Origin of the sequence: Pseudomonas chlororaphis subsp. aurantiaca (assembly GCF_013466605.1) — a bacterium.
GTDB lineage: Bacteria > Pseudomonadota > Gammaproteobacteria > Pseudomonadales > Pseudomonadaceae > Aquipseudomonas > Aquipseudomonas chlororaphis_I.
Genome location: NZ_CP059162.1, coordinates 4,184,332 through 4,204,190, shown reverse-complemented (window position 1 = coordinate 4,204,190; position 19,859 = coordinate 4,184,332). Strand labels below are relative to the sequence as shown.

21 protein-coding genes are annotated in these 19,859 nt (G+C 53.7%); 17 read left to right on the top strand and 4 right to left on the bottom strand.

Going from position 1 to position 19,859, the window contains the following annotated elements; genetic code table 11:
* Window positions 1-16 precede the first annotated feature (16 nt).
* Complete coding sequence (locus H0I86_RS18925) at window positions 17-850, bottom strand: DeoR/GlpR family DNA-binding transcription regulator (protein ID WP_023969102.1); 834 nt, start codon at window positions 848-850, stop codon at window positions 17-19.
* Between the two features lie 221 nt (window positions 851-1,071).
* On the opposite strand from H0I86_RS18925, the gene H0I86_RS18920 reads away from it, so the two are divergent.
* The 9 genes from H0I86_RS18920 to H0I86_RS18880 all read left to right on the top strand — a co-directional run bounded on the left by H0I86_RS18920 (window position 1,072) and on the right by H0I86_RS18880 (window position 6,926).
* On the top strand, window positions 1,072-1,386 hold the full coding sequence (locus H0I86_RS18920) for a hypothetical protein (protein ID WP_180921671.1): 315 nt from the start codon (window positions 1,072-1,074) through the stop codon (window positions 1,384-1,386).
* Window positions 1,387-1,512: 126 nt separating this feature from the next.
* A complete protein-coding gene (locus H0I86_RS18915; protein ID WP_180921670.1) occupies window positions 1,513-2,109 on the top strand; it encodes an Xre family toxin-antitoxin system antitoxin in 597 nt (198 codons plus the stop codon).
* Window positions 2,109-2,606: an RES family NAD+ phosphorylase gene (locus H0I86_RS18910; RefSeq protein ID WP_180921669.1), complete on the top strand. Its 498-nt coding sequence runs from the start codon at window positions 2,109-2,111 to the stop codon at window positions 2,604-2,606. The genes H0I86_RS18915 and H0I86_RS18910 overlap by 1 nt, the downstream gene beginning before the upstream one ends.
* Window positions 2,607-2,635: 29 nt before the next feature.
* The gene (locus H0I86_RS32225) at window positions 2,636-3,010 is read left to right on the top strand and encodes a pyocin S6 family toxin immunity protein (protein WP_241161574.1); all 375 of its coding nucleotides are present in this window, start codon (window positions 2,636-2,638) and stop codon (window positions 3,008-3,010) included.
* Window positions 3,011-3,027: 17 nt separating this feature from the next.
* Window positions 3,028-3,267, top strand: coding sequence for a pyocin S6 family toxin immunity protein (locus H0I86_RS18900; RefSeq protein ID WP_180921668.1), 240 nt, complete (start codon window positions 3,028-3,030; stop codon window positions 3,265-3,267).
* Between the two features lie 189 nt (window positions 3,268-3,456).
* Window positions 3,457-4,926, top strand: a complete 1,470-nt coding sequence (locus tag H0I86_RS18895) for a PAAR domain-containing protein (RefSeq protein WP_180921667.1) — start codon at window positions 3,457-3,459, stop codon at window positions 4,924-4,926.
* Window positions 4,923-5,333 (top strand): hypothetical protein, encoded by a 411-nt coding sequence (locus tag H0I86_RS18890; RefSeq protein ID WP_124338199.1) that lies wholly within the window; start codon window positions 4,923-4,925, stop codon window positions 5,331-5,333. The genes H0I86_RS18895 and H0I86_RS18890 overlap by 4 nt, the downstream gene beginning before the upstream one ends.
* A 488-nt stretch (window positions 5,334-5,821) precedes the next feature.
* Entirely contained in the window at window positions 5,822-6,106 is a 285-nt protein-coding gene (locus H0I86_RS18885) for a DUF3077 domain-containing protein (protein WP_180921666.1), read from the top strand.
* A gap of 199 nt (window positions 6,107-6,305) precedes the next feature.
* Complete coding sequence (locus tag H0I86_RS18880) at window positions 6,306-6,926, top strand: dihydrofolate reductase family protein (RefSeq protein WP_180921665.1); 621 nt, start codon at window positions 6,306-6,308, stop codon at window positions 6,924-6,926.
* Between the two features lie 303 nt (window positions 6,927-7,229).
* Here H0I86_RS18880 and H0I86_RS18875 read toward each other — a convergent pair whose 3' ends face one another.
* The gene (locus H0I86_RS18875) at window positions 7,230-8,390 is read right to left on the bottom strand and encodes an IS30 family transposase (protein ID WP_180921664.1); all 1,161 of its coding nucleotides are present in this window, start codon (window positions 8,388-8,390) and stop codon (window positions 7,230-7,232) included.
* Window positions 8,391-8,758: 368 nt separating this feature from the next.
* On the opposite strand from H0I86_RS18875, the gene H0I86_RS18870 reads away from it, so the two are divergent.
* The 4 genes from H0I86_RS18870 (at window position 8,759) to H0I86_RS18855 (ending at window position 15,135) form a co-directional block, all read left to right on the top strand.
* On the top strand, window positions 8,759-9,643 hold the full coding sequence (locus H0I86_RS18870) for a hypothetical protein (protein ID WP_219637296.1): 885 nt from the start codon (window positions 8,759-8,761) through the stop codon (window positions 9,641-9,643).
* Complete coding sequence (locus tag H0I86_RS18865) at window positions 9,636-12,095, top strand: DEAD/DEAH box helicase (protein ID WP_180921663.1); 2,460 nt, start codon at window positions 9,636-9,638, stop codon at window positions 12,093-12,095. Before H0I86_RS18870 ends, H0I86_RS18865 begins: the two co-directional genes overlap by 8 nt.
* 1,251 nt (window positions 12,096-13,346) lie before the next feature.
* Entirely contained in the window at window positions 13,347-13,895 is a 549-nt protein-coding gene (locus H0I86_RS18860; protein WP_219637295.1) for an AAA family ATPase, read from the top strand.
* A gap of 1 nt (window position 13,896) precedes the next feature.
* Window positions 13,897-15,135 carry an adenylosuccinate synthetase gene (locus H0I86_RS18855; protein WP_180921661.1) on the top strand — a complete coding sequence of 413 codons (1,239 nt, stop codon included), beginning with the start codon at window positions 13,897-13,899 and terminating at the stop codon, window positions 15,133-15,135.
* Here H0I86_RS18855 and H0I86_RS18850 read toward each other — a convergent pair.
* Window positions 15,107-16,326, bottom strand: a protein-coding gene (locus H0I86_RS18850; protein ID WP_373369362.1) for an IS3 family transposase whose coding sequence is annotated in 2 segments (ribosomal slippage) — window positions 15,107-15,981 and window positions 15,981-16,326 — 1,221 coding nt in all. Because the reading frame shifts where the segments join, the coding sequence is not laid out codon by codon here. The two genes, H0I86_RS18855 and H0I86_RS18850, sit on opposite strands and share 29 nt — an antisense overlap.
* Here H0I86_RS18850 and H0I86_RS18845 point away from each other — a divergent pair.
* On the top strand, window positions 16,216-16,860 hold the full coding sequence (locus H0I86_RS18845) for an adenylosuccinate synthetase (RefSeq protein ID WP_258019343.1): 645 nt from the start codon (window positions 16,216-16,218) through the stop codon (window positions 16,858-16,860). The genes H0I86_RS18850 and H0I86_RS18845 overlap by 111 nt on opposite strands.
* Here H0I86_RS18845 and H0I86_RS18840 read toward each other — a convergent pair.
* A protein-coding gene (locus H0I86_RS18840) for an IS3 family transposase (protein ID WP_180921255.1) occupies window positions 16,853-18,015 on the bottom strand; the annotation gives its coding sequence in 2 pieces (ribosomal slippage) (window positions 16,853-17,760 and window positions 17,760-18,015; 1,164 coding nt in all). The genes H0I86_RS18845 and H0I86_RS18840 overlap by 8 nt on opposite strands.
* A 64-nt stretch (window positions 18,016-18,079) precedes the next feature.
* On the opposite strand from H0I86_RS18840, the gene H0I86_RS32505 reads away from it, so the two are divergent.
* From H0I86_RS32505 to H0I86_RS18825, 3 genes are all read left to right on the top strand, one after another.
* Window positions 18,080-18,466, top strand: coding sequence for a DUF7002 family protein (locus H0I86_RS32505; RefSeq protein WP_373369432.1), 387 nt, complete (start codon window positions 18,080-18,082; stop codon window positions 18,464-18,466).
* 103 nt (window positions 18,467-18,569) lie between these two features.
* Window positions 18,570-19,076 carry a GNAT family N-acetyltransferase gene (locus H0I86_RS18830; RefSeq protein WP_180921659.1) on the top strand — a complete coding sequence of 169 codons (507 nt, stop codon included), beginning with the start codon at window positions 18,570-18,572 and terminating at the stop codon, window positions 19,074-19,076.
* 275 nt (window positions 19,077-19,351) lie between these two features.
* Window positions 19,352-19,837 (top strand): hypothetical protein, encoded by a 486-nt coding sequence (locus H0I86_RS18825; protein WP_180921658.1) that lies wholly within the window; start codon window positions 19,352-19,354, stop codon window positions 19,835-19,837.
* Window positions 19,838-19,859 lie beyond the last annotated feature (22 nt).

Here is a 19,859-nt window from a genome sequence, read left to right as displayed (position 1 = left end):
CGCGCTCGGCCGGCTGTCAGTCCTTCGCTGCCTTGACTTCCGGGTCGGACGGCAGCAGCAATTCCACCCCTTGCTTGCGAATCCCGTCCGCCGCGGCCTGGGCCAGGTCGTCGTCACTGATGATCACGTCGAACTGCTCCAGCCCGGCGATGCGGTACATGCTGAAGGTGCCGTACTTCGAACTGCTGGCCACCAGCACCACCTGGGACGCCGACTGCATCGCCACCTGCTTGACCTCGACCTTCAACGCCGACGGCGTGGTGATGCCGCGGCGCAGGTCCCAGGAGCTGGTGGACATGAAGGCGATATCGGTCACCACCTGACGCAGGGTCGCCACCGCCAGCCCGCCGACGCAGGAATGGTTGTCGTGGTCGAGCTGGCCGCCGGTGTGGATCACCGTCACCTGCGGCGCCTCCATCAGCGCCTGGACGATGCCGAAGTCGTTGGTCACCACGGTCATGCCCGACAGCGCCTTGATGTACGGCACGATCTCCAGGGTGCTGGTGCCGGCGTCCAGGTACACCGTCATGTCCGCGTGCAGCAGGCGCGCCGCCAGCCGGGCCATGGCCTGCTTCTGCGGCAGCTCGACCACCGCCTTGCTCTGGTGGCTCGGCTCGCTGTGCAACTGGCTGGCGATACGCACCCCGCCGGTCACCGAATAGGCCCGGCCTTCCTGCTCCAGCAGCGCGATATCGCGGCGCACCGTCATGTGCGAGCAGTCGAACATCTCCATCAACTGATGCACGCTCAACACCTGATGCTTGCGCAACTGGCGCAGAATCAGCTCGCGACGCTGCTCGGGAATCATCGGGGCGCCGCTATCGCTGGCGATGTCCTTGGGGTTGGGCATTGAGGCTCCGCAGTGGTTGGGCAGAAGGCGGGTAACTGGCGGACATAGTAGCGAATCCGCGAGGTGTGGACGAGAAGCGGTGCACGCCGGCTTCTTCCGTAGGAGCGCAGCTTGCTCGCGATGAACGATAACGCGGTACCCCGGCATTGCGCGTGACGGCTAGCGCGGGCAAGTCTCGCCCATACAGAATGGCGTGTACCAGCGGTTACCAAGGAGCGGTCATGGACCCCAAACGTTATGAACACCTGACGATCAGCGTCGAGCCCCATGAAATGCGCATGAGCCATTGGGTGTATGCACCGAAGGTGGTGGATGGGCGCAATGGCCGGGTACTGCTGGACCTGAGCGGCGGGCCGTGGGACCTGGTGTCCAGCTCGCCATCGACGACGGCGGTAGAGCTGCTATTGCGCAAGTACCCCGGAGATCGTGAGGCAATTTGCCTGAGCATTCGCCTGGCCGACAACAGTCTGTGGCTGGAGGGCTCTGCGGTTGCCACCGAGGATATCGAACAGGCGCTGAAGCGGGCGCAGGGCTGAGCCGCGCCGTGGCTCATGCCGACGAAGAATCACCGGGGCCTGACGACCGTTGGTAAGCTGGCGGTTCTTTCTTTTGCCAAATGGCATTAAAGTTGATGCCATCTGTCATAAGGCAGGGAGATGAGCATGACCGCCGCCGCCAAGAATACCGCCACCGTGAAACCTTCAGCCAAGGCCGAGAAGGTCAAGGGCGTTGCGCCCAAGGCCATCGCCAAGGTCGAACCGCGCAAGCCCTCCGCAAGCCGCAGCCCCAAGGCCAAGGCGAACCTGCTGCGCGAAGAGGCGGCTGTCTATGCGCTGCCTTCGCCCATGGTGCGCGGGCTGCTGCCCGGCACCGACGCCGATGACCCGATGGCGGTCTTCAGGGCCACCCAGCTGGGGTTCTCCCTGGGTGCGGTGATCGAGCTGGTGGAGTCGGTCGAGGCCTTCAAGCGCTACAACGTGCTGTCGAAGATCGTCGGGTTTTCCGAGCGCACCCTGGCGCGGCGCCTGAAGAACCAGGACCAGGCCCTGACCCCCGAACAGAGCGCCCGCGCCTTGCACTACGCGCAAGTGCTGGAAAAGGCCGAGTCGGTGCTGGGCTCCCGGGCGCTGGCCGAGGAGTGGATGACCCAGCCGGCGCTGGGCCTGGATGGCGAAGTTCCCATCGACCTGCTGGCCAACCCGGTGGGCTATGAACTGGTGACGGACTTTCTGCACCGGCTCGAGTTCGGGGTCTACTGATGCTCACCGACCCCTTGGCCCCGTCCCTGCATTTCTGGCGCCTCGACCAGGCCCGGCATGCCTCGACCTGGAACAGCGGCATCGGCGCCGAAGGCAGCGGCGGCCGCTGGAACCCCAAGGGGCTGCAAGTGGTGTACGCCAGCCTGGACGCCTCGACCGCCATCCTGGAAGTGGCGGTGCACAAAGGCTTCAAGGCCCTCGACTGCCTGCCCCACACCCTGACCGCGGCCCGGGTGCTGGCCCCCTCAAAGGTCCACACCGTCTGCCCCGAAGACATCCCCAACCCCAACTGGCTGATCCCCGGCACCCCCAGCCACAGCCAACAAGCCTTCGGCGCCAGCCTGCTGGAGCAGCACCCCTTCGTGCTGATCCCCTCCAGCGTGTCGCGCCATAGCTGGAACCTGCTGATCAACCCCTTGCTGGCCACGGGGTTGTATGAGCTGGTGTTGCAGGAGCGTTTTGCGCTGGATGGGCGGTTGAGTCCGCCGGAGCGTTAAGGGAGAAGCAATGCACATCAAATTCAGAATTGTCCTACGACCTGCTCGTGGTCATTTCGGGTAATGTCCTGTCGCCAACTGCTAAAACTTGCCCCCATCTTGATGGGGGCTTTTTTATGGGCGATGTGGAGCGGATACGACCTGCTGAGAAGGAGCTTTTTATGTACCTATGCATCACTGGTTTTCTACCTGACGAAGCTAATGACGATTCATTGCAGTACGAGCTGGACGTAGCACCGGAATTCAATCAGGCCGTGCTTGATCTGGTTGGCTGGAACTCCCTTGAAGAGAGCGTGAGACATGGCGTTGTAGAGTTAACCGCAGCACAAGTCAGGCAGATTGAGAGTGTGCTTGGGCAACCCATACCGAGTGATCTGGATATCTGTATTAGCGTTTTTGCCTAGGAATTGGGATACGACCTATGCACCTGTACCTCACTGGTTTTTTACCCGACGGCTTTGACGACACGTCATTAAAATATGAGCTGGACGTTGCTCCAGAATTTGAACAGAGGGTCATGGATATCTTGGGCTGGGAAAGCCTCGCCGCAGAAGTCGATGGTGAGCTACCACTGACCAATGAGCAGGCTGGTCAGATAGCCGCAGCCATCAAAGAGTCCTTACCCAATCACCTCGATATGTTTATTGGTGTGGTGGCATAGCTCCATCCATCATCCGTGCCCCTTGTCGGCCTGTTGAAGAGCGAAATCAGGAGGTTCTGATCGTTCTTATTCGTCCTCTGCAGTTCATAGGGACTTTTAGTACGGAGGTTTGGGAAAGCTCTGATATTTACGACTTTTCTGCATTGATAGGGTCGGTGCCTAAATTTCTCAGACACTCAGGATGTACTCATGGCCTATGTCATCAGGGAAGGAGACCCGACCACGACGGGTGGGAAGGTTATCGCAGGTTCATCAACGACCATCGTTGAGTACCGCAAAGTTGCACGCATCACCGACCCCGTGTGGTGCCCGGTGTGCCAGTCAGTGGGTTATATCGCGGAAGGCCATAACACATGGCTGGATAACCAACAGGCTATCGCGGTGGAAGGGGGCGCCGTGCAGTGTGGCTGCCCTGTAGGTTCTAACCGTCTTGTCGCCACTCAGTCTTCTGTCCTCTCGGATAATCAGCCACCGGTTCCAGTTCCCGCTGCCTTGATACCGCAAGTTGTGGCGAATACCCATCAATGGGCCGAAGCGATCAGGCGGGGATATTCGCAAAACCAATTTGCGGATTCGGTGCCGCGCGATCAGGTGAAGGGGCTGACGCCCATAAGCGAAACGGCGCTGTCAGCGCCCGCTCAGTTGTCGCAACAAAGCGTAGAGCCGGGCTTTTATATCGTTCAGTCTCCGATGAGCCGTGCAGCCCTAGAAGTGGTGCTTTTCGGTCAGCCCGACGCGGCCCTCCTGGAGAAATTTCGTCGGCTCAACCCCCAACTGACGGACACCGCCAAACCCGGCCAGATGGTGGTCCTCAGCCATCCCGAAAACCATCAGTGCACCCGTGAAGAAGCCTTGCTGATGGAGGCAGCGGAAAAGGTCAGCGCTGCGCTGGACACCCTCACTCCTGAAGAGGCGGCGTTTATGGTCCAGTACCGGCAGCAGATAGAGTCGGTGCTGTCTTATGGTTCAACCAGCCTGGGTGTCGCTACGTCAGCAGCCGGCAATCATCTGGACGGTATTAAAAGGACCTTGCAGGAAATCGAATCCCTCCATCAAAGGTACTTCCTGCGGGATGGGCATCTACGCAGCGTCCAATTCTTTGCCGAAAGACAAACGCTGTTTGCCCGGCTGGACACCCATCTGACGACCATCACGAAAATGAGCATTGCCTTTCCCGACCACCCCGACCTGAAAACCGCCTTGGGGATTTCAAGCCGTAGTCTGGTTCATCACTGGACCCAAGCAGGCGCAGTGGGTCAGATACCGGGTTACGCCACGCATATCGAGGGTGTCTCGAAGGCCTCCAAGGTGCTCAAGTATGGTGGCTGGATTGGGACGGCTTTGGGCGGTGGAGCGTCTTATGTGAAGGTTCAAGATGTTTGCACCGCGGGGAGTAAAGAGGCCTGCGAAAAAGTGAGGTTTACTGAGACAGGAAGTTTTGCAGGGGGAGTGGGTGCCGGAATGGCTATCGGGGCGGTGATGGGTGTGAGCGGGGGCGGTGGGGCGGCCATTTGTGTAGCGATTGGAGTACCGAGCGCAGGAGCAGGTGGCGTTGTATGTGGCTTAATCGTTGCTGGCGTAGCCTCCTACGCTGCGGGGAAGGCCGGAGAGAAAGGGGGGAAAATCATGGGTGAGATCATCTACGAGGCTGACAAGTGAGTTTGCTGAGTACGATGGCAACGGTATTGGCCTTTTTGTTTGCCGGGATACTTGCCGCCGCTTTTATCCTGATGGGCGTTTTTCTGTATGTCGGGTATTCACGTATGGAGGAAATGTTGGGCCATCTTGAGAATTGCCAAGCAATACAGCAAAGAAGGTTTCTTATGCACGTCGGGCCGTGGGGGACAGTCATGCTCACGGCGTCGATTGCGGGAATCATGACATTTCCCGGAGTTTATCTTCGTCACGGCGGAGTCAGTCAGGCGGACTTGGACGCTTTTCCATCGACCCTAAAGCGCAAGCTGATCCTGTTGCATATCGTGAATATTGCGTTGGTCGTGGCTGGGGTGTTGGTCGGCGGAGCAATGGTTGTGTGTTGGAACTATGTAAAAAAAGGCGGCCTTTAAGGCCCCGAGGTTCGGACTGTGTTTCCAGCTGCGACCATGGCCGGATAGGCCGGCACCTCGATACCCCGCGCAGAGTGCGGCCCGCCCTGACTTACCGTACTCCAGATATTTCCAAGACGATGGGTTAGACATAAACTGCCACGCCTTTGTCGTTGCTCCGTATCGAGCCCGGGACTAGCCTTTGATCGTCGCTGCCAACTCAGCGATCGGGCTTGGTAACCCGTTTTGATACAGGCGCAACAGCGCCCCGTTTCACAACTGCAGGCGCTTTTTTGTGCCTGCACACTCGTGCAATGGCGGCTGTGCGTGGGAGGGCTCGTCCCTGCCGGGTTCCTGTATCTCCGGTTTACCAACCTGCGCGCAGCTGCCACCCATTCGCTTGGTAACGAACGTGGCAGCTCTCACTTTGATATGGGAGTTTCAATCATGTGCGCTATCAAAACCTCCGCAAATCATGGTCGCTTCAACGGGGTAAAAGGAGGTGCGCTATGAGCACCTCCAGCCCCGTCAAAACCCTCGGTTTCGTCACCTTCGGCCCTTGCGGCGACGGTGATCAAACCCTGTTTCGCGTCAACGCCGACGTACCCCTGTACCAAGCCCTGGAACACGCTTCGACCCTGCTGTACTACGCCAAGAAACTCGCCCTGGATGCGGCCATGGAAGAGCAGGGCGAACGTTACGCCTGGGCCGCGCACTTTCTGGCGGAGATGGGCAAGGCGGTGATCGATGATGTGGGATTGGGGCTGAGGGAAGAGGAGGTCTTGCAGGTTTAGCAGGTAGGGGGATGTTGGGTAGGGCGCCGTTTCTGGGTGGAAGGGAAACGGCGTTTTTTATGGTGGTTACCCTGGTATCGCCCTGTCGATTTCCCGGAGTCTCGTTCGACTATCTTTCAGGGAATGAAGCCGATGGGTCGCAATGATCGTCGGTGCTCCCTGCCTGAGCACTTTTATGCAGACGAACCAGGAGAAGACCATGCGCAAGCTTATCGTTGCCGCTTTCATGAGCCTGGATAACGTTATTCAAGCACCCGGCGGGCCTGAAGAAGACACCAGCGGCGAATTCCGCTTCGGTGGCTGGATAGTGCCCTACGCCGACGAAGCCTTCGGTCTGGCCATACAGAAGCTGTTCTCGCAGCCGTTCGACTTGCTGCTGGGGCGGCGCACCTACAACATATTCGCGGGGTATTGGCCGCACATACAGGCCGGCTCAAGCAACAGCGTTATCGCCGACCTGTTCAACCGCGTGCCCAAGCACGTGGCCACCCATAGTCCCAACACCCTTGATTGGCACAACAGCCATGCACTGCAAGGAAACCTTGCCGACACCATACAGGCCCTCAAACAGCAGCATGGCGCCCACCTGTTGACCCAGGGCAGCGCCGATCTGGTACGCCAACTGCTTGCAGCCGGCTTGGTGGACGAGTTGAGGTTGATGATCTTTCCTATCGTACTGGGACGCGGTAAGCGCCTGTTTGACGATCATGCACAAGCGTCGGCCTTCACTTTGGTGAACTCGACGAGTACTCCTGACGGGGTGTTGATTGCCCACTACGTTCGCAGTAGCGAGGTAGGTACAGGAACGTTTGAAGAGTAGGAAAGCCCATAATGGCTGACAAACTCGTTCAAAGCCTAGGTCCCTTGTGGGCCTCTGTCTTGACTTGAGTCGATATGGGGTTGAGCAAGTGAGTCACACTCCGTTCCAGCAGACTCATTTCACATCTCTCACATTGAATGAAATTAATACCGGTTCTCTTGGTACCAGTTGCACCACGAAGGACTGGAGTCCTGCACTCTGGGGTGAAGTCACCTCCGGGGATTTGGGGTGTGAGTAGAGGTTTCTGGTTGTTCGTTTAGGGGAGAAAGCACTGGTTGTAAATGACTTCTAACGGCTGTGGATTCAACCGGTCGATGCAACAGATTGGCTAAATCGTTCAGCGGGCGTTTCGTAGTTTAGGGTTTTCCGAGGACGGCTGTTCAGCTGCCTTGCTACTTCATTGAGCGTGGCTTGCGAGTGCTCCGCAAGGTCGGTCCCTTTCGGGAAGTACTGTCTTAACAACCCGTTGGTGTTCTCATTTGATCCCCGTTGCCAGGGACGATGAGGGTCGCAGAAGTAGACTTTGATGTCGGTAGCCACCGTAAAACGTTTATGGTCCGCCATCTCTTTGCCGCGATCCCACGTCAGCGATTGGTAGAGTTCCTCGGGGAGTTCGCGGGCGTTTTCGATCAGGGCGCTGATGACCGTCTCGGTGTCCTTACCGGCCAACTTCACCAGCATTACGTAACGGGTATGACGCTCCACAAGAGTGGCAATTTGGCTGTTCCTGCTACCGCACAGCAGGTCACCCTCCCAGTGACCTGGCACCGCCCGATCCTCAGCCGTGGCCGGGCGTTCGCGGATCGATACCGCGTCTGTGATTCGACCGTGATTTTCTTTCTTCTGCGTGTGATGGCGCGAGCGACGCATGGCTCGTGTTCGCCGTAAATGCTCAAGCAACTCCTTCTTCAGAGCCCCGCGAGCCTGTATGAAGAGGGTGCGATAGATCGTCTCGTGTGACACCTGATAGCTCGTATCGTCCGGGTAGGTGCGCTTCAGCCAGCCGGCAATTTGTTCCGGTGACCACTGCAATTGAAGCTTGTCTGCAACAATTTGCGCCACCGCTCGGTTCTCAACAAGCTTGCAGACCTTGGGTCGATGTGCCCGATCCCAAGCCGCCTGATCAGCCTGATTTGCCCGGTAGCATCCTTGGCCACCGTTGCGTCTGATCTCACGGCTGATGGTCGAGGCTGCTCGCCCTAGCTGCGTTGCTATGGAACGGATCGAGTTACCTGCCACTACTGAACGCGAAATCTCTTCGCGTTCAGCCAACGTCAGCGCCAATCTGGACCTGCGCCGTACAGCGGGTCTGATCCCCCCGGTCTCCGCCAAGATGTGCTGTATCGATGAGTGGTTTCGATCAAATAGTTGGGCGATCTGCTGGAGAGAGTCGCCTTTCCGCCAGTGATCCCACATCAGTTTTTTCTGGCTTTCGGTGTAATAGATCCGAGGTCTCTGCTTCATCTGCAACACTCCTTCTGCTCACACAGAATTTAGTTGTGTTGCGTCGACCGGTTGAATCCACAGCTAAAAGCAGGCACTCGATGTTTCTATCAAAGTATGGGTGATTCACCTATCCGTGCTTTCTGATCATCCAACCAGCTTGCGCGACCTCCGGCATACGGATTTCTACTCTGCTTAGAGTGGCTTGTATCTCCAGCTCGAGCAGTAGGGGAGCTCTGTTTTTCATATGGTAATCATGCACTTGAATAGCATCAGTTCATTGCCCGATACGCCTGTCAGAAAATGGCAAGATTCGCTAACTAATAGCAACCAGTGGTGAGCACGTGGTATAGAAAGGCCATCATGCATGGGAAGCAGGTGAACGCGTAGTGAAAACGGTCGAGAAAGAAGCAATACCTAGTAGCACTGCGGGGGATTTACTGCCGTTAAAAACTATCGAAGGTATTCTCAATCCCCATTGTGTCGGAAGTGTCTGGCACGTCCAACAAAGGCCGAAGTTAGTGCAATCGATAGCCTTCGTGGCAGTAGGTCAAGCATTTACTGCAAGAAGGATACTTCAGGAACTGTCCCCTGGTAGCCCGCCGTTTATTAAGTCACTTCAAGAGGAAGCAAAAATTAGACTCACGGTGCAAGACGATTACAAGTCAGGTGAGCGATACGGCTACCCAACGTATCAACGGGATGGTTTTATTTTTGAAGTGGTTTCGTGGGTGGCCGCGCTTCAGAGTCACGGAAAAGAGGTATTGCTGAAAGACCCTCATACAAGTGCGACGTCTCAAGGACTTGATGGTCTTATGATCACCTTATCTGCAGATAGGTCGCGGGTTGATCTGACTACTATATTTGAAGACAAGTGTACGGAAAATGCGCGTGAGACATTTCGGGATAAGGTAATTCCAGGTTTCCAAGATAGACATTCTAATAAAAGAGGCGCGGAGCTTGTCGCCACAGCGTCAACCTTACTTCGAATGGCTGCTGTAGATGCAGATGCAGTTGCAATGCTTTCGGCCTCTGTGATGGATCGAACACTTCGAAGCTATCGAGCAGCATTTGCTCTAACTTCAGAGTTCGAACTTATTGAAGCGCGTCAGAAACTGTTCAAAGGTTACGAAAAAATAGTCGACTTGGATAGCAGTAGGCGCATCGGAGCTTGCTTTATTGTAGAAGGCGAATTGCGCGAGTGGTTTAATGTCTTGGCTGAGGATGTAAGAAAATATCTAGATGACTGGGAATTGGAGGTGAACAATGTTTGATACAGAAACATCTAGAATTTTGCGCTCAGCACCAAATGTGCCAGGGTTAGATGCTGAAAACATTCCAGCCATACTTACTGCGCATTACGCGCGTTTGATTTCAAATAGATTAGCCGGTAACAGTACACCGCCCGAAAATGAGCTGTGGCCTCCTTCGCGGATTGCTGATACTTACGAGATTGTAACTGCACTACAATCTGATGATGAACTTAGGAAGTCCGCGGCTTTTGTGGCGGCGACTGCACATCTTATTGCAGCAAAAGGTGACGCTTCTATTGCTGGTAGAAGTTATTATGTAGACCGAAATTCTGTCGATCCTACACTCGCAGCCGCGCTATTGTTTTTGGCAGCTGAGCAGTATGCGGACGCAAGCGAATCGGTTGTAGATTTTAATGTTCTCGATGAAACACAGACTCTGGAGGCGAGAGTTATTGCAGAAGGTGTAGTCGACTTAGCAAGCGGGAGACTTACAGAAATAGTTCGGCGAGCTTCGCGTTGGCGATCAGAAAAGTCTCAGTCATATGATCTGCAAGAACTGGCTCTTATTGCTCTTCTAGATACTTTGATTGTAGGGATTGAGCTGCTTGCCGAAAAACTGACAGGAGAAGTTTTAGAAGCACCGATCAATTTTCAATCGCCACGCCACGCTTTTCAGCGAGTTCTAGAACTGTCCGCCCAAATAAATGATCGGGTATTGTACACCTATACTGGTCCAAGCCATTTGGCATCGCTATTAATGGCCACATACGATGGTATTTGTGAGGCAGGTATCACGGCAATTCCTCCTCCAACCGGGGCCGATCACAACTTTTGGCAGCAGTGGGTGCGGTTTCGCGCTATTAGATATCCTTATGTTTGGCCAAACCATCGTGTCGCGATAAATAAGGGCTTTCACCAGACCGGGGTATCTGCGGTCGTGGTGCTTCCAACAGGAGCTGGTAAGACAACCGTTTCGTCTGTAAAGATCGCAGGGGTCTTAGCACGAAAAAAGAAAGTCATTTTCTTGGCTCCAACCCACGCTTTATCCGATCAGCTTACGGTAGATCTTCAAGAAACATTCCCTAAAGATTTATTAGGTTCTGTTGTATCGAGTGATTTTGATCTTTTGTTTCAGGAAGATGCGCAGTTGCGCGAAATTGAAGTCATGACACCTGAACGATGTTTGGCAATGTTGTCATTTGCGCCAGAGGCATTCAAAGAAGTGGGGTTGCTCGTCTTTGACGAATGTCATTTATTGAGCCCCCAGTCTGGAAAGATTCGTCGTTCATTAGATGGAATGCTCTGCGTGTTAGCTTTCAGGCACTTGGTTCCGGATCTTGATTACTTGTTTCTCTCGGCCATGTTAGAAAATAGTCAAGAAATAGCTGAATGGATCGGTGCTGTGATAAGTCGCGAATGCTTGTCAATTGATCTGCTTTGGAAGCCAAGTCGCCAAGCACGGGGGGTTGTGATTTACCAACAGGAAGAACTGACTAAAACAGCTGGTTTATCGGAAAAGCTACAAGCTGCAGGTGATGTGAAAGTAGGTAAACTTTCTAAGGGGCTACGTGCTTCTGCTCAATCCGCTCTTAAACTCACACCATGGGCGATCTGGGGACTCCAGCATAACTGGTTGCAGTCTAAGAGTAATATAGCGCACTGCACTTTCACTCCGCTCTTGTCAGGCAAGGTTGACTTAACAGGTGGATTGAATAAGCGGAGGCAGGTTTATTTTAAACCTAACGCAAACAAAGTATCCTCACGCTTGGCCGCTACTGCTGCTCAACAAGGCATGAAAACCATAGTGTTTGTTAACACCAAGAATGATGCAGTAAGCGTGGCGAAGGAAATAACATCAGGGAATAAGAAGGGTATTGTTTACAGTGACGAGGAGGAACAGCGCTTTTCACAGCTAAAAATCGAGCTAGGAAGTTTAGAGCACTCTTTGCTTGCAGAAACTGGAAGTGCCGTTCCTCATAATTCCTCTATGTTCAAACTTGAACGCGACCTTGCTGAGCGTTTATTTAAGAGGCCTGACGGTGCAGATGTAATTGTGGCCACTCCAACACTAGCGCAAGGGCTTAATCTACCTGCTCAGCTTGCGATCCTCGCAGGTGATAAACGCGCGAATTCGGACTCAAAAGGCCGGGAAAGCTTGGAGGCTCATGAGATTCTAAACGCTGCTGCGCGCGCCGGTAGAGCTGGTCATCTTGCAAACGGCGTAGTGCTCTTGGTCCCAGAGCCTGTAATTAGTTTTAGCTCTGGAAAACCACTATCGGCTGACGTAGTTGCTAAATTGCAGTCGGTATTACCTGAGGATGATCGATGTGTCACTATTACTGACCCTATTCAGAGTATTCTCGATCAGTTAACCGTGGGGGCGATTGTAGATTCTGATACTCGTTACTTGATAAATCGTTTGGCTACAATAAAAAAATTAGTACAGATGAATCCGATAGGCTTTTCAATTTAAATTATTCACTATCTTCCTTTCAGGCAGCGAAGAGGAATGATTCGGCTAAATATAGCCAGTTGCTAGGTGAGCTAAACAACTTGGCTAGAGCTGCAGTTCCTGAGGATACTAGTGATGAGCTCATTTATCTTGCGTCGCAAAGTGGTCTCCCTATTCACATACTAAAAGATCTTCAAGTCCGTATCCTTAATATTGGACTCGATCTTCCCGAGACAATAAGTGAGTGGTTGGATTGGACACTTGAGTGGTTGACGGATGATGTCGGAGCAGCTGCTGAACTCCTGTCCGACTCTCGGCGAGCAATCATGGGTTCCCTTGGGTTGAACAAAGATAGCGCTTTAACCTCGAAAAATATATCTAATCTCCGGGATGGCTTGCATGCATGGATCTCCGGAAAAAGTGTCGACTCTATTGAGGTTTTGCTGGGGGGGGATCCACACTCTTCAACTCTTTCATCAAAAGTTTGCCCAAGGGCAAGAGAGCTGATCAACGGTGTGATACCTAGGAGTCTTTCCTTCGTGATGGGATTGATCTCTAATATTGTTATGCGAATGAATATCTATAACGAAGATGAGTCTAGTGGAAGGTTGGTGGTTGAGTGCTTGTCAAGCGGGGTAAGAAAAGGTTATGACTCGCCCGAAAAGTTGTTTTTTTCCACGAAAGTTGACCCGTTATATTCTAGGGTAAGCATCCATGAGTTATTTAATTTGTCATATGGTCTTGATGATCTGATATAGGTATTAATGGCTCGGCGCACGCTAAGGCGGCTTGGTTATGAGTACTTGCAACGACTGATTGGAAACGAACTCATACAAGAGGTTCCGTCGCCCACATTGTCGGGCCTAGGTGTTGCGGTTACCGATAGCTACCTTTAGTAATTGGCAGCTATCAGCCGGCTCTGTTGAAAAAAGTCGATATTCTCAAGTTTCAAGAAGGCTGATCGGTGAAAGCATCTTCTTAGTCCACTTTTACATGAAGTTCGAGTCGGATTGCCTCCGCGACGATTCAATATCTCAATCTCAGGCGCGTACTTTTTGCTCGTGGAAACTAAGGCGAGTTTTTCAACAGAATGGGCCGATTTCTGCCTGTCACCACCGACAGCTATTTGTCGAAAGCGGCACTTCGTGGTCGATGGCTTTCGGTCAAAAGCAGTCATCTAATGTGTTTGTGCCGGGGATGTCATTGTAGTGGCAAAAAATGTACTACTGTTAGATTCGATGCTGTTGCAGCCGTCAAGGAAGAGAGGTCACGATGATGAAAAGGATATTGCTTCTGAGTGGCGCAATAGGTGTGGGGAAAAGCACCATAGCTCAAGACCTTAAATCCAAGCATGGTTACACCAGCATCAGCAGTAGCGGCTATCTGCGTTCACAGCTTGAGCTTCAAGGCCTTCAGCCAACAAGGCTGAATCTGCAACAGTTTGGTGACCAGCTGGATGTAGATACGGATTACAGCTGGATCATAGATTGCGTTGTTGTACCCGTGATCAGTGGCACACCAGATACTACCCACTGGCTTTTAGATGCCGTCAGAAAGCATCGTCAAGTCGAGCATTTCAAGTCTCGTTTCCCTGGATTGGTTAAGCACGTCCATCTCACTGTTTCCGAGCACACCCTTGAGGTTCGTTTCAATTCCCGGGTTCAACCTCACGTTGACTCGTCTTACCAAGACGCAGTCTGTCATCCAAACGAACAAGCAGCACGCTCACTTATTGGGCTCGCCGACCTGATTGTGGACACCGAGCACTACTCGATCGAAGAAATCACACAACGCATAGCAGCGTTCTGCCAGGAGCGATGAGATGGGAAACCGTCAGATTGTCGTTATCAGTGGGAAGACATGTACAGGTAAAACTGGTCTAGCGAAGCTTCTCGAGAAAGAGTTTGGTTTCTACGCCTTGAGGACCCGAGATGTCCTGGCGGTAACTGATGATGAGTCGCTCACGCGTGAGGAGTTGGCTGCTCGTGAGCGAGAGCAGGACGAACTCACTAACTCGGATTGGGTCACGAAGGCTCTGCAGGCCAGGCTGCTAGGCCTACCGCCAGATCAACCGGTAGTTGTGGACTACGTAACGAGTCCAGAGCAGGTGTATGCCTTTCGTCGCGCGTTTGCCGAGAATCTTGTGCACGTTCATCTATGGGCAAATACAGAAACACTGGTTGAGCGATACCAGGGTACTGAAGGAAAGGATGCACCGCCTTTCGAGTCCATTAATCGTTTGATTGATGACACGCACATAAGGACTCTGAAAAACGATGCGGACGTAAGGATCTATACAACTCGTTCAGATGCGCGCGATACCCTGGTGCGAGTCGCAGCCCGTCTACATCTGTTTACGTCCCCTGAAGTTCGTTGTGTTGACGTGCTTATCGGAGGGCAGTTTGGTAGTGAGGGTAAGGGAAACGTCGTTTCGTACCTCGCTCGCGAATACAACGTTCTAGTGCGAGTTGGAGGCCCCAATGCGGGTCATACAGTGGCATCTGTGAAGGGTGAGTACACGTATCACCACCTACCTTCAGGCGCTAGGGATGTAACCGCTAGACTGCTTCTTGGTCCGGGAATGACCATCGAGCTCCGAGGTCTCCTGAAAGAGATTGCTGACTGCGAGATTAGTGCTGATCGTCTCTTTATAGACCCTCAAGCGACGATCATTGATGACCAAGATATAGAGACGGAGCAGCAGAGGCTTGTTGGCACAATAGCCTCTACAGGCAGCGGCAGCGGTGCCGCCACTGCAAGGCGAATACTTGACCGGGGAAACGGGAAAGTCAGGCTAGCCCGTGATGTCTGTGAGCTAGAACCCTATGTGGGAACAGAGGGCAACTATCACGGTTGTACAGCTGACCGTTTGGAAGAAGCTTATCGAAACTGTCATTCGATTCTCCTTGAAGGAACTCAAGGAAGTGGCCTCAGCCTGTTTCATGGAATCTATCCCTACGTCACCTCAAGAGACACGAATGTCGCAGGCTGTCTTTGGACTTGCCCCTACAAAACCGGACACCAACTCCCCGTTAAATTGATGCTGGCGCCAAGCGCCTGAACTCCCTTGGTGAACGGTAATTCAAGGCGCTGTGCGGATGCTGCTCGTTGTAATGCTCGAAGGCGATTGCCAAGTTACGCAACGCCGTTTCTCGATCCGGCTTGGGCATGTGCGCCACGTAGTCACGCTTGATCGTCTTCACGAAGCTCTCGGCCATGCCGTTGCTCTGCGGGCTGCGCACCGGGGTGGTCACCGGCTGCAAGCCGATCTGTCGAGCAAACAGGCGTGTCTGTTCGGCGGTGTACGCCGAGCCGTTGTCGCTTAGCCATTGCACCGGCGTGACGGGCAGTTGATCACCAAAGCGCTTCTCCACGCTTTCCAGCATCAAGTCGCGGATATCATCGCCGCTGTACCCGGTCGGGCTCGCGACCCAGCCGATGGCCTCGCGATCACAGCAGTCCAGGGCGAAGGTCACGCTCAGTTTGGCCCCGTCCTCGCAGCGGAACTCAAAGCCGTCCGAGCACCAACGCGTATCGCTGGTTTTCACCGCAATACGGCCTTCGTGCCGACGCGGCACGCCGGGCTGTTTGAGTCGACGTTCCAACAGCAAGTTGTGATCACGCATGACCCGGTAAACTCGTTTCACGTTGATCGCCGGCAGCGACTGGGTTTCACGGGCGCGACGCAGCAATCCCCAGACACGACGGTAGCCATAGCTGGGAAGCTCGCTGACCTGTTGCTGGATTTCGACCACCAGCGCAGCATCGTCCACAGGCCTACTTCGCCGTACTTTGGGCGATACCGATTGCTTGATTCGAACCGTTAATTGCGAGCGCGCCACACCGAGACATTCGCTGACCAGCTTCACTGGTCGTCCCCCGGCAACAAGGGTGAGTGCGCAATCCATTTTCGCGACCGGGCGATCTCCACGGCCTCTTTGAGGATTTCGGCTTCCATCGTTTTCTTGCCCAGCATCCGTTGCAGTTCACGGATCTGCTTGAGCGCATCGCTCAGCTCGGAGGCAGGCACCACGGCTTCGCCAGCACTGACCGCCGACAGGCTGCCGTCCTGATACAGCTTGCGCCACAAGAACAGCTGATTGGCATTGATGCCGTTGCGCCGAGCGACGACCGACACACTTTGTCCTGGCTCAAGGCTCTCGCGAACCATGGCCAGCTTTTGCTCTGGGCTCCAGCGGCGCCGCCGCTCCTGGCCCAAAAGCTCCCCACTCTTATCGTTGCTGTTAGTCATAAACATAACCGTTTGCCTATCCCTTATCGTAAGGGGGAAACAGTGTCCTGTCTTTCATGGGGCTCGTTCAGTCTTGCAGAAGCAGGAATCTCGCCCAGCAGGGTTAGAAAAATTCTCATGGTGATCCGCCCCATGCCAATTCGGGTTGGTGATCCCGATGGTGACACGGGTGAGACCTCAGGCCCACTCAAACACCCGACGACCTTTGCTGATATCGCTCAGGAGGCAGGGTTAGATGCAGAGATACTCAACAAAGCTGAAAAGACTTCTACGACTAAAAGAAATCGTCGTGTGGGTTGGTTTGATTGGGATCAGTTTAGGCGTGCTTGCGCTCTTAATGCTCCCACTGATGTCGTCCTCACGTTTGCCGATTACTTGATCGCAGCCAACCGGAATGCAAGGCGCTTTGAGCAACTACATCCCGACACCATTCAGTTCATAGAGGAAATAGAGCGGGTTTCCCAAGCTCCCGTCTCGTTAATCAATACCCGATTCGCACGAGATAACGACGGTTCGAATGTAGTGGTCAACTAATCCCGGACACGACGTTAAGTTTTTTCTCGGCCTGAGCCGGGGCCAGCCCATCGTTGAACTGGTGCGGTCGAGTCCAGTTGTACCGATGCATCAGGTAATGACTGATGTCTCGGTGCGCCTCTTGAGCCGTCATGTAGCCCACGGTCGGTATCCATTCAGTTTTCAAACTGCGAAACACACGCTCCATCGGCGCATTATCCCAACAGTTTCCACGACGGCTCATGCTTTGGCGCATGCGGTAACGCCAGAGCCGTTGGCGAAACTGGCGACTGCCGTATTGCGAGCCCTGATCCGAGTGAAACAGCAGTCCTTGAGGCCGGCCACGCTGCTCGTAAGCCATATCCAGAGCCTTGATCACTAAGTCCGCGTCCGGTTTGCTCGACAGCGCCCAGCCCACAACTCGGCGCGCATAGAGATCCAGCACGACAGCCAGATAATGCCATTTCCCTTGGGCCCAGATGTAGGTGATATCGCCACACCAGACTTGGTTGGGTGCCGGCACTTCAAACTCTCGATTCAAGATGTTCGGAATATCCGGCCGCTCAACCGTCGCTTGTTTGTAAGCATGTGATCCAGGTTGTTTGCTGACTAACGCCAGCTCCCGCATCAGACCACGCACCTTGAACCGTCCGATTTGCTCGCCATCTTCCTGCATCATCGACACAATGCTGCGGCTGCCGGCGGCGCTCCGACTTTGCGTGAACAACTCATTGACTCGACTGCGTAACCGAAGTCGTTCAACGTCCGGAGTTCGACATCTGAGGCGGTGGGCGTAGTAGCACGAACGAGTGATATCAAAGACGACACAAAGCCAATCAACCGGCTCTTGGGTGCTCAGTTGATCAATCAGCGCGTGCGTTCGTGCTCTTCCGACATCAAGAGCGCGGTAGCCTTTTTTAAAATGGATTTCTCCCGCTCAAGACGAGCGATCCGGGCTTCCAACTCCTGGATCTTCTGCTGCTCGGGCGTCAGCGCTTTTGTCTGCGGAGTAACACCACTGCGCTCCTGCTGGAGTTGGTTAACCCAGCGACGCAACGCGGACTCGACCACCCCGAGCGAGCGGCAGGCCTCGATATGGCTATAGCCTTGATCGAGCACGAGAGCTGCAGCCTCGCGTTTGAATTCAGCGGAAAAGGAACGACGTTGCTTGGTCATCAGACACCTCTATCTGGCGAGCATTCTCGCCTAAATGGGTGTCCGGTTTCATTAGACCACTACAATCACCCCCGAACAGTGGTACCACCAGATCAATCAGAAAGTTTTTTTCTGGGCAGAGGAAAAACGGCTGAATGTCTTGCTAAATGCTCGTGCCTATCGAGCTCTGGAGCATGACGTCCTGACGGTCGACTCGGAGCGCTTTATTCGCGATTACTCAGCCAGTATTTGGCTATGCCACATGAATTCAGGCAATACCTGGCCAATGCCGCATGCTAGGGATGAAAATACGTTCCAGCGCATTCCTGACTACCCAGCCAAGAGGAATGGCGCACCGCTCAAAGAGGTCGTCGAGATCACAGTAGATCACTATGTGCCAAATATTGCTGACTATGTTGTTGAGGTGCGACGGATGATCGGTTCAAACGTTCTGGGTTGTCTCTATCCTTGACTAAGCATGAGTCTTGGATAACCTCCTCAGCTTAACCGCCACATATTGTTTCAAGAGTGGGCGACTCGAGGTGCTCATCATGATTGCTAAAGGGGGGAGTGGCATGAGTCGAATCGAAGTGAAAAGTCCCGGTGAATGTTCCACTGCTGAAATCTGCGACTTTGTCGATTTGGTTGTGCAAGGAGGTGAAGTGGAAGCTGGTGGGCTGAGCCAGCGGGTGATGGATGCAGAACAACTGGCTTTTCTACGTGTCGATGGGCAGTTAGTTGGGGTGGCGGCAATAAAGAACCCCAATGATAGGTATCGCGCTAGGGTGGCTCGTGCCTCGGGATTTACGCATGCAAAAGACGCATTTCCCTATGAGTTGGGTTGGGTGTTTGTTACCCCAGTTGCTAGAGGTAAAGGTTACGCACATTCTCTTGCGGAGGCTGCAATCTCACTGGTAAGTGCGGATGGAGTCCTAGCTACTTCGCGCTTGGAAAATATTGTTATGCATCGAGTCTTGATCAAACTTGGATTTGTACCATCAGGGTCCACCTATCGCTCAACCCACGGAGAGCATCAGTTGCAATTGTTTACAAGAGCACCGCGTAGGACCTCTTTTCAATAAGGCGTGAGACTTAATCTTTTTCACTCAGGATGAAGTCTGCTTCGGGTATCGATAACTTGTGGTAGGTTTCGTAATCCCAGATCCACCGTGAGTCCCGTTTGGCGGCTTCTTCGAGTGGCTGCTTATGGCAAGAGCAGCTCTTAGAAAAGTTGCAGTTCTTGATCCATTTCTGCAGGTCAGATCTTGTGGATGTTGGGCGGACAGCTCTAAGGGACAGGTATTTTCAGACAGGCACTCGACGGTAACCTGAGCACCCCCAACTACGTAGCACCGCGATGAACATCAATCTACTGAACGAATCCATGATCGGCCATTGGCGTATTCCCTCGGGTGTCTGGCAATGCGAGTTCCAGTTTGGGAGCCGATTAATTTACGTCCAGCATCACGATAACGAGCTACCCCATGGCAGGCTTATCGAAGCGCAACGAGTGGTCAACGCTGCGTGGATTGACTTGCCCCAAGCCCTAAATTTTGCCGAACAGCACTGTAAAACGCAGATGCCCGAATTGATGCGGCTTTATGAAACTCATATGCAGTGGGAGTCTCCGTTGTATGTGTACTCGATCCACTTCGATCTCGACTCACCTTACCCCGGCTATACCATTTCCAAGAACCCTGATTTTGATTGGGGTCGAACCCTGGTCGATGAAGACGAACTGTGTATGAGTCACAGCGTCTGCATGGAGCTGCATGAGCCAGGGGATGACTTTTGGATTTACATCAAGCGCATGGGCTTTCAGCAATTTGAGCTTGGCTATTAGCCTAGTGATCAACTATCAACCC

Bases quoted from the DNA above. Each gene is read 5' to 3' on its own strand.
- H0I86_RS18925 (WP_023969102.1), bottom strand. From the start codon at position 850: ATGCCCAACCCCAAGGACATCGCCAGCGATAGCGGCGCCCCGATGATT.
- H0I86_RS18920 (WP_180921671.1), top strand. From the start codon at position 1,072: ATGGACCCCAAACGTTATGAACACCTGACGATCAGCGTCGAGCCCCAT.
- H0I86_RS18915 (WP_180921670.1), top strand. From the start codon at position 1,513: ATGACCGCCGCCGCCAAGAATACCGCCACCGTGAAACCTTCAGCCAAG.
- H0I86_RS18910 (WP_180921669.1), top strand. From the start codon at position 2,109: ATGCTCACCGACCCCTTGGCCCCGTCCCTGCATTTCTGGCGCCTCGAC.
- H0I86_RS18900 (WP_180921668.1), top strand. From the start codon at position 3,028: ATGCACCTGTACCTCACTGGTTTTTTACCCGACGGCTTTGACGACACG.
- H0I86_RS18895 (WP_180921667.1), top strand. From the start codon at position 3,457: ATGGCCTATGTCATCAGGGAAGGAGACCCGACCACGACGGGTGGGAAG.
- H0I86_RS18885 (WP_180921666.1), top strand. From the start codon at position 5,822: ATGAGCACCTCCAGCCCCGTCAAAACCCTCGGTTTCGTCACCTTCGGC.
- H0I86_RS18880 (WP_180921665.1), top strand. From the start codon at position 6,306: ATGCGCAAGCTTATCGTTGCCGCTTTCATGAGCCTGGATAACGTTATT.
- H0I86_RS18875 (WP_180921664.1), bottom strand. From the start codon at position 8,390: ATGAAGCAGAGACCTCGGATCTATTACACCGAAAGCCAGAAAAAACTG.
- H0I86_RS18865 (WP_180921663.1), top strand. From the start codon at position 9,636: ATGTTTGATACAGAAACATCTAGAATTTTGCGCTCAGCACCAAATGTG.
- H0I86_RS18860 (WP_219637295.1), top strand. From the start codon at position 13,347: ATGATGAAAAGGATATTGCTTCTGAGTGGCGCAATAGGTGTGGGGAAA.
- H0I86_RS18855 (WP_180921661.1), top strand. From the start codon at position 13,897: ATGGGAAACCGTCAGATTGTCGTTATCAGTGGGAAGACATGTACAGGT.
- H0I86_RS18830 (WP_180921659.1), top strand. From the start codon at position 18,570: ATGAGTCGAATCGAAGTGAAAAGTCCCGGTGAATGTTCCACTGCTGAA.
- H0I86_RS18825 (WP_180921658.1), top strand. From the start codon at position 19,352: ATGAACATCAATCTACTGAACGAATCCATGATCGGCCATTGGCGTATT.